Annotated in this window: 12 protein-coding genes; 5 read left to right on the top strand and 7 right to left on the bottom strand. The window is 66.4% G+C overall.

All coding sequences use genetic code 11. The features are described 5' to 3' along the window. Nucleotides 1–69 precede the first annotated feature (69 nt). Nucleotides 70–1,860: a right-handed parallel beta-helix repeat-containing protein gene (locus tag ACGFNJ_RS43370; protein ID WP_393462397.1), complete on the bottom strand. Its 1,791-nt coding sequence runs from the start codon at nt 1,858–1,860 to the stop codon at nt 70–72. A gap of 89 nt (nt 1,861–1,949) precedes the next feature. On the opposite strand from ACGFNJ_RS43370, the gene ACGFNJ_RS43365 reads away from it, so the two are divergent. Further along, nucleotides 1,950–2,819: a TetR/AcrR family transcriptional regulator gene (locus ACGFNJ_RS43365; RefSeq protein ID WP_393462395.1), complete on the top strand. Its 870-nt coding sequence runs from the start codon at nt 1,950–1,952 to the stop codon at nt 2,817–2,819. 78 nt (nt 2,820–2,897) lie between these two features. On the opposite strand, the gene ACGFNJ_RS43360 is transcribed toward ACGFNJ_RS43365, so the two are convergent. Then, a complete protein-coding gene (locus ACGFNJ_RS43360; protein ID WP_393462393.1) occupies nt 2,898–4,115 on the bottom strand; it encodes an MFS transporter in 1,218 nt (405 codons plus the stop codon). A gap of 163 nt (nt 4,116–4,278) precedes the next feature. Then, nucleotides 4,279–4,524, bottom strand: a complete 246-nt coding sequence (locus ACGFNJ_RS43355) for a hypothetical protein (RefSeq protein ID WP_393462391.1) — start codon at nt 4,522–4,524, stop codon at nt 4,279–4,281. Nucleotides 4,525–4,811: 287 nt separating this feature from the next. On the opposite strand from ACGFNJ_RS43355, the gene rocD reads away from it, so the two are divergent. Together rocD and ACGFNJ_RS43345 are read left to right on the top strand one after the other, a co-directional pair. Then, nucleotides 4,812–6,005, top strand: coding sequence for an ornithine--oxo-acid transaminase (rocD, locus tag ACGFNJ_RS43350; protein ID WP_393462389.1), 1,194 nt, complete (start codon nt 4,812–4,814; stop codon nt 6,003–6,005). 245 nt (nt 6,006–6,250) lie between these two features. Beyond that, entirely contained in the window at nt 6,251–7,408 is a 1,158-nt protein-coding gene (locus ACGFNJ_RS43345; protein WP_393462387.1) for an epoxide hydrolase family protein, read from the top strand. Nucleotides 7,409–7,427: 19 nt separating this feature from the next. Here the strand turns inward: ACGFNJ_RS43345 and ACGFNJ_RS43340 are convergent, their stop codons facing one another. The 3 genes from ACGFNJ_RS43340 to ACGFNJ_RS43330 form a co-directional block, all read right to left on the bottom strand. Next, on the bottom strand, nt 7,428–8,381 hold the full coding sequence (locus tag ACGFNJ_RS43340; RefSeq protein WP_393462385.1) for an HIT family protein: 954 nt from the start codon (nt 8,379–8,381) through the stop codon (nt 7,428–7,430). Nucleotides 8,382–8,588: 207 nt separating this feature from the next. After that, nucleotides 8,589–9,482, bottom strand: a complete 894-nt coding sequence (locus ACGFNJ_RS43335) for a DUF302 domain-containing protein (RefSeq protein ID WP_393462383.1) — start codon at nt 9,480–9,482, stop codon at nt 8,589–8,591. A gap of 191 nt (nt 9,483–9,673) precedes the next feature. After that, nucleotides 9,674–10,591 carry a universal stress protein gene (locus ACGFNJ_RS43330; RefSeq protein ID WP_393462381.1) on the bottom strand — a complete coding sequence of 306 codons (918 nt, stop codon included), beginning with the start codon at nt 10,589–10,591 and terminating at the stop codon, nt 9,674–9,676. A 259-nt stretch (nt 10,592–10,850) separates the two neighbouring features. Here ACGFNJ_RS43330 and ACGFNJ_RS43325 point away from each other — a divergent pair, with 259 nt between their 5' ends. Continuing rightward, complete coding sequence (locus ACGFNJ_RS43325; RefSeq protein WP_393462379.1) at nt 10,851–11,849, top strand: Acg family FMN-binding oxidoreductase; 999 nt, start codon at nt 10,851–10,853, stop codon at nt 11,847–11,849. Between the two features lie 360 nt (nt 11,850–12,209). Next, nucleotides 12,210–12,380, top strand: coding sequence for a hypothetical protein (locus tag ACGFNJ_RS43320; RefSeq protein ID WP_393462377.1), 171 nt, complete (start codon nt 12,210–12,212; stop codon nt 12,378–12,380). Between the two features lie 57 nt (nt 12,381–12,437). On the opposite strand, the gene ACGFNJ_RS43315 is transcribed toward ACGFNJ_RS43320, so the two are convergent. Beyond that, on the bottom strand, nt 12,438–12,740 hold a 303-nt coding region (locus ACGFNJ_RS43315; RefSeq protein ID WP_393462375.1), incomplete at its 5' end, for a sensor histidine kinase.

Below are 12,740 nucleotides of genomic sequence, written 5' to 3'. Positions count from 1 at the left end.
CTACGCGTGAATCACCAAGAGTCTGCCGGGCGTACGAGTTGTACGCCCGGCAGGGTCCCGATCATCGTTTCAGACGCGGCGTCCCGCCCGCGCGAGGATGTCGGCCGCCGCCGGGTCGGCCTTGATCGCTTCGTCGAAAGTTTCCTTGGGCAGCACGGTGTTCCCGGCTACGGTCACTGTCTTGGGCGGGTCGTCGTAGCCTGCGGGCAGGACGTCCCAGAAGTTGCCGAGGAAGGCGACGTGCTCCAGCGGCGGACCCACCTGCAGCACGATCGGCGTGTCGGCCCGGCACACGATGTTCCCGATGACGGTGATCCACGCGGCGCCATAGTCGGCGTAGAGCCCGAAGTTGTACGACGTCAGGACATCTCGGATCACGTTGCCCCTGACCACCGCCCCGCTGGCGAACGACGAGCCCTGCGGTGCGGACAGGTAGATCCCGCCGCCGTCCATCAACACGCTCATGCTCCGTTCGACGAGGTTCCCGATCACCTGGGTGCCGTTGGCCCGGTCGCCGCCGGTGATCACGATGCCGTTGTGCGGCACATCGTGGATCTCGTTGTGCGCCACGGTGGTTTCTGCGGAGATGAAGACCAGGACGGCGGGCGAACCGCGGTACTCGGTGCCGATGTGGTGGATGAGATTGTCCTCGACAGTGACGCGAGTGGAGCCATGGACGGCGATCCCGCTGCCCGAGATCTCGTCGAAGACGTTCCCCCTGACCTCGACGTCGCTACCGCCGTCGATAGCCAGCCCACCGGCGCCGAGGCGAGTGAAGTGGTTGCCCTCCAGCACTATTCGGCTGACCGAGTCGAGGATGACGTTGGCAGGCAACTGGGTCGGTGTCGCCGGAACGTGGACATAGCCCACATCGGCACCCATGTCGATCTTCTGGAATTCGCCGTGCTCGTGGCGGCTGTTGCCGTGATAGTGCAGGTAACCGCCGGTGCGGTTGGGACCAGACCAGTTTGTCTCGGCGAAGGTGAGACCGCGCAGCGCGATGTCCTGCACGTTCTTCGCGCTGACAAGTGTTTCGAGAACGGGCACGATCACGGTGGTCTTGCCGATCTCCTCGCCGGGGCGCGGGTGGTAGTGCAGGACGTGTCCGCCCGGGTCGGAGCGGTCGACGGCGAAGGTGCCCGGCTCGCCGAGGAAGGCCACGTTGTTCTCGAGCACCGACGGTGCGGCGAGGCCGTCCCAGGCCCCGTCATCCCCTGCGCCGTACCACTTCGAGTCGTAGAGGGATTTGGCGTTGTCGAAGGCGGGTTGGGCCATGGTGATGGTGGTCGAGGAGGCGTCTCCGGAGATGGCGGCGACCGCCAGGCGGGCTTCGGACCACGGATAGACGCCTGGGTAGACGAACTCCAGTCCTGAGGGGTCCGGCCACGACTGAGGCTCCGCGCTGTCCGTGACGTAACCGGTTGCTGTTTTCGTCACGATTCCCGGAAGTCCGGTGGTGCGGGCCGCCCGGGCAGCCGGGCGGTCGTCGACGGAGAGCCGTCGTGGTTCCAGGTCGCCGATCGGGGCGGTCCATACGCCGTCGGCGCCCGCGGACCAGCCGGTGACCTCGCGGCCGCCGCTGAGTACGACCTTCTCCTGGTCGGCTGTTCCGTAGCCGTTGGCCTGGTAGACCACTCGGAAGCCGTTTGTTCCGGAGTCGGCCTGCGTGTCGTCGAAGGTGAGCGGTTCTTCGAGGTGGTAGACACCGGCTCGGAAGGCGACGACGATGTCGCTGGTCATCTCGGCGGTGAGCGCGCGGACGGCTCGCTGGGCCGCGTGCGGGGTGGCGAACGGCCGGTCGAGGGTGCCTGGCCAGCCGTCCTGGCCGTCGGGGGACACGTACAACCTGTTTTCGGGCATGGCGAGGCGCTCCTACGAGAGGGTTTATAGGATATACTGAGGTTTATTAGTTAAACACGATCGAGTGAGAAGCGTCAAGGGAGTAGCGGGTGGCTGAAGACGACACACAGCCGGATCCGGAACGTGCGATCGAGCTGCTGTGGGGCGCGCGCGAACCGGACCGGCCAGGGTTGAGCCTCGGCCGGATCGTCGCGGCGGCGATCGAGGTCGCGGACGCCGAGGGGCTCGGCGCACTGTCCATGCGCAAGGTCGCGGAACGGTTCGGCACCACGACGATGTCGCTCTACCGCTACGTTCCCGGCCGGGCGGAACTGGTGGAACTGATGCGGGACGCCGTCTACGGGGAGGCGCCGCTGGCGCCCGCGGACGGGCTGGGCTGGCGCGCTGGCCTCGAACGCTGGGCGCGCCGGGCGTGGGGGATCTACCAGCGGCATCCTTGGCTGGTCGACAGCGCGGGCAGCCGCCGCCTGCCCGGGCCGAACATCATGGCCGGGTATGACCACGCGCTCGACGTCGCGGCACGCGGCGGCCTGGCGCCCGCTCAGGTGTTCGCGGTCGTGAATCTCGTGGGTGGGTTCGTCGAGTCGGTCGCGCGGCAGGTGGGGGAGACCGCGGAGGTTCAGCGGCGCACCGGGATCTCCCATGAGCGCTGGTGGAGCGAACGTGAGTCTCTGTTCGAGCGATTGGACGCCTATCCGGCCTTGAGCAGGCTGTGGGAGAGCGGCGGGATGGACGAGCCACTCGACCCGTTCGAGTTCGGGCTGCAACGCACGCTCGACGGTGTCCAAGTGCTCATCGAAAGTCGGAATCGTGATGTAATGCGTGACGAAAGTGAAGGGGCGAAGTGCGTAATGTGCGGGAAGCCGTTGGACGAGGCAGCGCGGGGACGGCGACGGGACTACTGCTCGAGGGCCTGTCAGCAGCGCGCCTACCGTCAGCGTCAGTCGACTCCGTCTTGATTCTTCCTGGCCGGCGAACTGACTTTGGTTCTCGGCCCGACAGACTCGTCCGTCTTTGCCTCGGCTAGTCCGGGCAGGCTACTGGCGTGTGGTTGCTTTCTCGGTGGTTATCGACCGGACATCGGGGAGGGCGAGGATCGCGAGGTTTACGACCACGACTAGGACCGCCATGGTCAGGAGTGGGGCGGTGTTGCCGGTCATGGTGGCGATGGGTGCGGCGAAGGCCGTGCCGAGCGGGCGGGCGGCGAGTGACAGTAGGACGTCGTAGGAATCGGCGCGAGCTAGCGCCTCGGGCGGGAACTCGCGTTGTATTGTGGTCTGCCACACCGTGTTCAGGAGCCCGACGCCGAGCATCGCGGCACCATAGGTGATGGCGTCGACCCACACCGGTGCCAGCGTCGCGAAGCTGATCATCGGCAGGGCGAACAGGGTGGCGCATACCGATGTCAGGACGAGCGGGCGCTGCACTCGCAGCCGGGGTGCGATCAGCGCGCCGAGGACCACCCCGGCCATGCCTGCCTGATAGATCAGTACCCAGGACATCTCGCCGCCGAGCGATCGCACCGCGATGAGCGGGCCGAGCGTCATGAGTATGCCCGCAGCGAGATTCGAGACGCCGTGCCCGATCAGGTTGGACCAGAACCACGGGCGGCTGCGTACCTCGAACCAGCCTTCGGCCAGCTGCCGGAGGAACGAGACCGGATGCTCGACCACCGCACGCGGCGCCACCCGGAGCCCGCCTAGGGTGCAGGCCGCCACCGTGAATACCGCGGCGGTGACGATGAATGTCCAACCGGGGCCGACCGTTACCGCGAGCACGCCGGCGACGCCCGGTCCGGCGACCAAGGTCACGCCGCGCACCACGCCGAGATAGCTGTTGGCCCGCAACCGATGTGCCTGCGGGACCGTCGCGAAGATCAGCGGTGACATGGTCGGGGTGCCGAAGGCGACGCCGATGCCGGTGATCGCCGAGAGAACCGCCAGATCGGTGATTCGCACTACGCCGCTGAGCAATTCGAGGCCGATCCCGAGCTGCGCGAGCCCGCGCGTCAGGTCCGCGGCGAACGCCACCTTCTGCGGCGGGAATCGGTCAGCCAGCACTCCGCCGATCGGCAGCAACACCAACTGTGGCAGCAACTCCGCGGCGAGGACGATGCCCAGGTCGCCGGCCTGGCCGGTGGCATCGATCACCGCGAGGGTGAGCGCCATCGGCACCAGTGCGGTCGCCAGGAACGACAGCGTGCGCCCGAGCATCAACCTGCCGAAACCGGGTACCTGGCGCAGGGTTTGGGTCATCGGCACACCTCGCACGCATACGGCGAGAACGCCTCGAACAAGCGTGATGGCAACGCGCTCCTCGCCCCCTGATTCCGAGTGGAAACAATACAATCGATCTCGCAGAGCCGCGGCCGCCGAATGCGCATGTGACTCGGATCACCGGGACCGCGCCGGCGACAGGTCAAAACGACTGCCGCGGAACACAATCACCGGCATCAGGACGCGGATGATGGAACGCGTGCATCACCTTCTGGCGGACCAACTCGCGAAGACGTTTGTCCCCACTCGGATCCATGCCCTCGGCAACGAAGACAGCATCGGTGAACGAGTCGACGTCCTTAGGCGGCGACGTGCACAACCTGCTCTTTTCATCCAATGGCAGACAGAAACCCAGATCGACGCACAGGTTGTCGAGCAGGGATGCCACGTCTAGGTCCTCATGACTCATACGCGGGAGTCTGCCTGAGATGACCTCCGCCCCAGACGCCCTTGCCCTGGCACGTGCCATCAAGCGCTGTTCCGTCAGGCCGTGCTGGGGTCCGTCAGGCCGTGCTGGGGGCAGGACATTGGGGGATGGTTAATGATTCGATGTTTTTTGCGCCGTCTGTGCAATGAATTGCTCTTTGATGTTTTCCTTACGCAACATACTGTCGTTACGGCACGTCAAACCACATCGCGAAGAACATCAAAGTGCTGCACCTTGGAGGTCCACCGATGACGACGGCCATCCCCGCCGGACGAGTCGCGCGCAACTACAACCCGCTGCCCATCATCGCTGAACACGCCGACGGTGTGTGGATCACCGACACGGACGGTCGCCGCCATCTCGACATGCTCAGCGCCTACTCGGCCATGAACTTCGGCCACGGCCACCCGGCTCTGGTGGCGGCGGCCCAGGACCAGCTGCAGCGCATGACGCTCGTCAGTCGAGCTTTCGACCACAACCTCCTCGAGCTCTTCGCCGAGCGTCTCACCGAGCTGGTCGGTGCCGAGATGATGATCCCGATGAACACCGGTGCGGAGGCGGTCGAGACCGCGATCAAGGTCGCTCGCAAATGGGCATACGAGGTCAAAGGCGTTCCGCGCGACCGAGCGGAAATCATTGTGGCGGCAGGCAACTTCCACGGCCGCACCACCACCATCGTCGGCTTCTCCGACGATCCGGGCGCGCACGACGGATTCGGGCCGTACGCACCGGGTTTCATCCTCGTCCCCTACGCCGACGCCGACGCCATCGAGCGCGCCATGTCGGACAACACCGCGGCCGTCCTGCTGGAACCGATCCAGGGCGAGGCCGGGGTGATCATTCCGCCCGACGACTACCTGCCGCGAGTGCGTGCGCTGTGCACTGAGCGCAACACCCTGTTCATCGCCGACGAAGTCCAGTCCGGCCTCGGTCGCACCGGAACTACGCTCGCGGTCGACCGCGTCGATGTCACCCCGGACCTCGTCGTCCTCGGCAAGGCCCTCGGTGGTGGCATCGTCCCAGTGTCTGCCGTGGTAGGCAGCCGCGAGGTGCTCGGCGTATTGCGACCCGGCCAGCACGGCTCGACGTTCGGCGGCAACCCACTGGCCTGCGCGGTCGGCCTTGCCGTGGTCGAGCTGCTCGCGGACGGCCATTACCAGCGACGTGCCGAACGGCTGGGAACTGTGCTGGCCGAACACCTCGCACCGCTGCGCGGGCACGGCGTCGATCAGGTTCGCGTCGTAGGCCTGTGGGCCGGCGTCGACGTCGATCCCACACTCGCTACGGGACGCGAGATCTGCGAACGCCTGGCCGAACGCGGTGTCCTCGCCAAGGACACCCACGGCTCGACCATCCGCCTGTCACCGCCCTTGGTCATCGAGGAGAACGAATTGACTTGGGCAGTAGGCGAACTCGCCGCAGTACTGGCCGAGCTTCGCTGATCGGTTTGCGGCGACATGCGGTCGCCGAGCATGGGAGATTGGGCGGCGGTACTCGCAGAGCCGTACACCCGCATCGCGCTGGAGTTCGTCAGGCTGCCGCGGATGTTCGTGCGGTACAACGGTTTGCTTCGCTGCCGCGGCTTCCACCGGCCGCATGAGCCGAGATGAGGGCTCGACGGTACTGGGCCCGCGGTCCTTCCCGCTGGCGGGAAGGACCGCACCGACTCGAGTGCGATGCTGCGTCGATGTCCGAGGAAATAGTCCCGTTTCGCATCGATATCCCGCAGACGCAGCTCGACGATCTGCATGAGCGACTGACGCGCACGCGCTGGCCGGAGCCACTACCCGGTGACGACTGGGACACCGGCGTGCCGACGGCCTGGTTGCAGGAACTGGCCGAATACTGGCGCGACGGCTACGACTGGCGGGCGGCCGAGGAACGGATCAACCAGTTCCCGCAGTTCACCACCGAGATCGACGGCCAGAACATCTACTTTCTGCATGTCCGCTCCCCAGAGCCTGGCGCGTTCCCACTGATCCTGACGCACGGCTGGCCCGGTTCGACCGTCGAATTCCTCGAGGTGATCGGCCCGCTGACCGATCCCGCCGCGCACGGCGGCGACCCTGCCGACGCGTTCGACGTCGTCATCCCGGCACTGCCCGGCTTCGGATTCTCCGGCCCGACCAGCGAACCGGGCTGGGACGGACCGCGCATCGCCCGCGCATGGGTCGAGTTGATGCGACGGCTCGGCTACACCCGCTTCGGCGCGCAGGGCGGCGATATCGGGGCCACGGTGAGTCCCGCGGTAGGCAGGGCTGCGCCCGATCAGGTCGCCGGAGTGCACGTCAACGGCGGTCCCGCGGTGCTGCCACCGCTGCCGCTGAGCCAAGAGGAGCTCGCCGAACTCAGCGAACTCGAGCGGGACCGGGTGGCCCGTGTCCAAACGTTCATGCAGGTGGAACACGGCTACATCGTGATTCAGGCGACCCGCCCGCAGACGATCGCCTACGGGCTCAACGACTCCCCGGTCGGTCAACTCGCGTGGATCATGGACAAGTTCCGCGAATGGACCCATCCGCGTACGGCGCTGCCCGATGCCGTGCTGGACCGAGACGTACTGCTCACCAACGCATCGATCTACTGGTTCACCGGAACCGCGGGCAGCGCTGCGTATGTCGGGTACGCCCAGGCGTCGGGCTGGGGTGCGAAACCGGCCGATTCCGGCGTGCCGACCGGTGCGATCGTGTTCGCCCACGATGTCGGGGTGCGGCGCTACGCCGAACAGGAGAACACGATCACCCACTGGGTGGATGTCACCGATCGGGGCGGTCATTTCGCCGCGTTGGAGGAGCCCGAACTCTTGGTCGGGGATATCCGGGAGTTCTTCCGTAAGCTTCGCTAGCAACAGGGTCGGCGGGCGGTCACCTCAGGGCCAGGTGGTCCATCAGCCACTCCAGCACGTGCAGCGGCGCCCTGTCCAGCATCATTTCCAGGCCGTCGTTCTCGTCACGCGTCACGGCGTGGATGTGCAGGTGCCCTGCGGTTTGGGTCGCGGGTTCGCCGCGTGAGGTGATGATGTCGACGTTGGGCGTGTCGCGGGTGAGTTCGACCACGTGCGCCATCATCGCGCCGGACGTCGCCGGATCGACCGAGACGTCTTGGACATGGATGTCCTCGCCGTCGGCGCCCGGCACATACCCGTTCGGGATGACCAGCCGGTGCCCGCCGGGACGCACCGGGTCCAGCGGCTCGAGCGCGATGCCGTCGGACCATTTTCTCAGCAGTGTCGTCAGGGGGCTGCCCGCGATCACCTTGCAGAAGCCGCAAGGGAAGATCTTCAGCGGCTTGAACGGTTGTCCCTCGTGTTGTTTGGTCCACGCCAGTATCTGCTTGTCGCCGAACTTCCGTGGCACGACGCTGACCGGCCCGAAATCCGCACCGAGCCCCCGACGGGTGACGATCACGTTGCAGGATTCCATGTCTTTGGCCAGCTCGGCGGCGTACGCCACCCGCTGCGCCACCGACGCGCCCCGTGGCCCATCGGACACGACGATCAGATGACCCTCGGCCACACCATTTTTGGGCCGAACCGCGAGCGCGCCCGGCCACCGCTTGACCACATCTTCGGGACCCCATATCCAGGTGCGTTCGGCGATCCGAGAGAAGGGTGTCCAGGCTCCGGCAGCGCCTCCGGTCAGCGGCTCCCGCATCGGCAGGGCGAACTGTTGGTCGCGATCCGTCAGATGCGGCCCGACATTGCGCGTATGGCTGATCATGTCATGCATGGGCTGAGCCAGCCCCCTGGCATACGCGTCGAGCTTTCTGCTGATAGCGCCGCTCACGTAGTTACACACCTGACCGAGCTCCAGGCTCACCCTGAAACACCCTCCCACACCACAGTTCGATCACCGACGCCAGCACATCGGCAACGGCAGTGCTGCCAGGAGCAGAACCGCACAGATACCCACAACAGCCGAAATCAACTCTGCCACAGCGGTATCACCATGGCATTGCCATAGTTGGTGAATCCAGCCGCCGCGCAGACTCATTCAGGGGTCCGACACAACGAGCCTTCCGTCTGGTTATTCCGTGTCGCACAAACGCTTTTCGACGATTTCCAGGGCCGCTGTCAGGTCGGCGCGGGCTTCGCGGGCGATCGAATGCAGCTCGGGTCGGTGGGTGTTGGGCAGGAGGAAGCTGGCGAGCAGCAGTTCTGGGTCGACCGCTTCGACGAGGGTGGTGTCGCCGTCTCTGCGCACAACCACATTGCAGGGGAGGAGCAGGCCCATCCGGGGGTCGATGGTGAGTGCTCGGTGCGAGAGGGCCGGGTGGCAGGCACCGAGAATCAGATATTCGCCCATGCGCACCCCGAGGCTTGTCTGCAGCGATTGGCGCATATCGATCTCGGTCATGACTCTGAATCCGTGTTTTGCCAACACCTTCCGCAGCTCGGACACGGTGTTGGCGAACAGCGCGGGCACTCTGATCGAGAGTTCGGTCGCAGCGACAACCGGTATCCGGACCTCGGTCACCAGGTCACGCGGATGCACCGCTTCCTCCGGCGCGATCAGGTACACCTCGGTCAGCGGTCCTACGGGCCGAAACTTCGACGCACGAATCCACTCTTCGAGTGCACGGTAGGCGTCACCGATCCGTGTGTAGTCGCCGCGGTGGGTGGTGTGCGCGAACCATGCCGGCTCGAGGTGTCGCACCCTGACTTGGTCGGTGCCGTCGTCGAGTGGCCCGCCGGCGACCGGCAGGCCGAAGTCGACTGTCGTGGACATACCTGGACCGAACTCACCGAGATACGTTGTCGATGGTGGTCCGACGGGTGCGAGGCCGGTGCGCTCGGCTAGACCGTAGAGCGCCCGCATTCCCGCGTTGACATCGTCCCCCGCGCGGTCGGTGCGCACGGTTCGGCGCAGTTCGAGCATGGTCTGGGTGGTCGATTCGACGACCGCGACTCGATACGACATCGTCGGCTCCTCCGATCCGGATTTGACGCGCGCTGCGGGGTGACCTTGATGGTGGGTCATCCATGTCGGTCCAGATCCTGGACCGTGCGGAGTTCGACGCTACTGACGAGCTATCGTCCGGCACAGTGCCGAACCGACTCTTGTCAAAGGACTTTTGGCCATCCGTGGTGCCGCATTTCTGACACGGTCGACTATTCCGGGTGCACCACCATGACGGGGCAATGCGCATGCTGCACAAGCCAATTGCTGGTGGAACCCAGCAGCAGTCCGCTGAATCCGCCGCGACCGCGACTGCCGACGACGACCAGCTGGGCGGACTTGGACCATTCCTGCAACTGCGTGCGTGGTCCGTCGAAATACACCTTGCGGGTGAGGTCGACATTCGGGTACTTCGTCTGCCAGCCCGCGAGCCGTTCGGCCAGCAAGGCATGCTCGGCCTGCTCCAAAGCGGTGATCGGGAGGTCGGGATAATTCGTGCCCGCGTACGCGCCGAACGACAGATCGCTCCATGCGTGCACGGTGATCAGCGGCGCGTTCCGCTCGGCCGCCTCGGCGAAGGCCGCCGCGATCGCGGCTTCGCCGACCTGGCTTGCGTCGGCGCCGAGCACGACCGGACGCTGTTCGCCAGCCTGCTCGGCGCCGGTCCCGCGCACGATCACGATGGAACCGTGGCCGTGACTGGTGACCGCCATCAGCGTCGAACCGAGGTGCGCGAGCGCGCCGACTCCCGAGGTCGCACCGAGCGCCACCATGTGCGCTTTCTCCGAGAGGCTGATCAGCAGTTGAGCCGGATTACTTTCGGAGAGTAGAGTTTTGACGGTCAGATCGGGAGCGAACCGAAGTGCGAGCAGATGCGCCTTGTCGAGGACATCCGCACCGTGTTCACGCATCTTCTCGGTCACCGAGGGCACCATCACGTCATAGGTGCCGAGCACCGAGCGCGTGGCGGCGAGGTCGAGGCCGAACACGATGAGCAGCCTGCGACCGCGCTGTGCGGCGGTCTCGGCGGCCCAGCGGACGGCCAGGTCGGCGCCTGCGGAGCCATCAGCGCCGACCACGATGTCAGCGTTGGCGAGCTGGTGTAGGTCGCCGGTGTGGTGAGCGGTCATGATCCGGGCCCCTTAGGATTTCGGTGTTTCCGTCGGCTCTCAGGGTAGGAATTCGGCACGGGCGTGACTGCTGGCGTTGGTCACCAACGGTGAGGCCGAATGGCCGAAGGTCCTTGATCCTCGCGGCCTTCCGGTTCGAGCTCAGCCGCTCGGCGGCAGCGGGCGGGAATCATCCGAAGTCCTTCAGACAAGGGACGTCATGCCCTAACGAAGGTGTGGCGCCGCTGGCACCGTGGAGTGAAACATTCGGAGGGACGTTATGCAGCGCGGAATGCCCGACTACAACATCGTCAAGACAGCATTGGCGCTCGCGGTGCGGGCGCCGTCGATCCACAACATTCAGCCGTGGCGCTGGCGGATCGGCGATCGATCGATTCACCTGTACCTGGATCCGACGCGGGCATTGCCCGCCACCGATCCCGACGAGCGCGACCTGCTGCTGAGTTGCGGTGCGGCGCTGCATCATCTGCGGATCGCACTCGCGGCGCTCGGCTGGTCGGCCGTTGTGCACCGGCTGCCGAATCCGGCGGACCCGAGACACCTGGCCGCCATCGAGCCGGTGCGGCACCGGCCGACGGACCTGGATGTCGCGTTGAGTGCGGCGATTTCGCGCCGACAGTCCGATCGGAGGCATTTCAGCTCGTGGCCGATCCCGCCCGGCTATGTCAGTCTGGCGACCGAACGTGCGAACGCCCTCGGCGCGATCGTGCGAAAGGCCACCGATGCGCCCCGCGAACTGCTGGTCGAAGCGACCCGGCTAGCCGTCATCCGGCACGCCGAGGACCCCGAATACCGCTTCGAACTGGCCAACTGGACCGGCAAGCACAGCAGCGAAGAGGGTGTGCCCGCGCAGAACGCTCCGACGCCACGGCCCGACGACGAGCTGCCCGCCCGGGTATTCGCCGCACCGCAGCTGGCCGACAACGCCAACGAACCCGACAGCGCCGAGTTGCTCGTCGTCGGCACCACCGCCGATGATCGGCATTCCCGCCTGCAGGCAGGCGAGGCATTGAGCGCGGTCCTGCTGACCGCCACCAACGTCGGTCTGGCCACCTGCCCCCTCACCGAGCCGCTCGAGATCCCCGCGACGCGCGCGATGGTGCGCCGAGGAGTGCTCGACAGCACCGCGTATCCGCAGGTGGTCGTCCGGCTCGGCTGGGCGCCGACCAGCTCGGCACCGCTGCCGGTCACGCCGCGGCGTGCGCTCGCGGATGTGCTCGACACGTCCGATCCCGGTGGCGCCAGTCGCTCCGCCTGAAACCCCCTCGCCTCCTGCCTTGTCTGCGTCGGCGAGTCGCAGCTCACCGAATCCGGCTACGTAGTAGCCCATTTCGGCCCTGATCTCGCTATCGTCGTGATAGCCAGCGTCTCCCGGTGCGGCTGCCGGTCACTACGGCCGAAAGCCCCGGCATACCGCGGCGTTGGGCCCGCGGTCGCGCGGAGCCATCGATCAGGGGTTCGTCGTCGGTCAGGGGTGGACGGTTGCGACGTCGGCTTTGGGGAGGCCGAGTGACTGAGCGACCATCGCCGGGCCGAGGCGGACGCTGAACATCCACACATCCGACTTGCGCAGTTCGTCGCGGTGGGTCCGGATGCAGGCCGCCGCGGCGGGAGGATGATGCCATCGAAGCGAGAAAGCTCGCTTCCGTTGCTGCCGATCGAATCACCGGACCCCGTCGAGCAATTGGCCGCCGTGCATCGCCGATTGGCCGAGCACAAGGCGAGCGGTGAAGCGGCAGCGGCGAACTCGCTGGCGCGCTGGCTGCCGTTCGCTTCGAGCACTTGCTGAACCGGGCTCGGGCGAGCGAGCCGAACTGATCAGCTCTGCGTGCCTCGCCGCCGTTCGTCAGGGTTTGCGGGGCGGCTGCTCGGGCAGGGGCGCCGACCAGCGCAGCACCGTGCCGTGTTTGGCGCCGCCCTCGATCTCGAAACTGCCGCCGGACTGCTCTGCGCGCGCGGAGAGGTTCGCCAGCCCGCTCATGCGCGAGAGGTCGGTGGGGACGCCGGTGCCGTCGTCGGTGATCTCGATGGTGACGTCGTCGCGGACCGTGAGATTGATGGAGACCGTGGTCGCCGAGGCGTGGCGGACGACATTGCTGACTGCTTCGCGCAGGACGGCTTCGACGTCTTCGGACAGTGGTGGTCCCAG

The sequence above is a fragment of the Nocardia sp. NPDC049149 genome, from assembly GCF_043197455.1.
Lineage (GTDB): Bacteria > Actinomycetota > Actinomycetes > Mycobacteriales > Mycobacteriaceae > Nocardia.
The sequence above is the reverse complement of the archived record's forward strand: the minus strand, read 5'-3'. Positions and strand labels throughout refer to the sequence as shown.

Bases quoted from the DNA above. Each gene is read 5' to 3' on its own strand.
- ACGFNJ_RS43370 (WP_393462397.1), bottom strand. From the start codon at position 1,860: ATGCCCGAAAACAGGTTGTACGTGTCCCCCGACGGCCAGGACGGCTGG.
- ACGFNJ_RS43360 (WP_393462393.1), bottom strand. From the start codon at position 4,115: ATGACCCAAACCCTGCGCCAGGTACCCGGTTTCGGCAGGTTGATGCTC.
- rocD (WP_393462389.1), top strand. From the start codon at position 4,812: ATGACGACGGCCATCCCCGCCGGACGAGTCGCGCGCAACTACAACCCG.
- ACGFNJ_RS43345 (WP_393462387.1), top strand. From the start codon at position 6,251: ATGTCCGAGGAAATAGTCCCGTTTCGCATCGATATCCCGCAGACGCAG.
- ACGFNJ_RS43335 (WP_393462383.1), bottom strand. From the start codon at position 9,482: ATGTCGTATCGAGTCGCGGTCGTCGAATCGACCACCCAGACCATGCTC.
- ACGFNJ_RS43330 (WP_393462381.1), bottom strand. From the start codon at position 10,591: ATGACCGCTCACCACACCGGCGACCTACACCAGCTCGCCAACGCTGAC.
- ACGFNJ_RS43325 (WP_393462379.1), top strand. From the start codon at position 10,851: ATGCAGCGCGGAATGCCCGACTACAACATCGTCAAGACAGCATTGGCG.
- ACGFNJ_RS43320 (WP_393462377.1), top strand. From the start codon at position 12,210: ATGCCATCGAAGCGAGAAAGCTCGCTTCCGTTGCTGCCGATCGAATCA.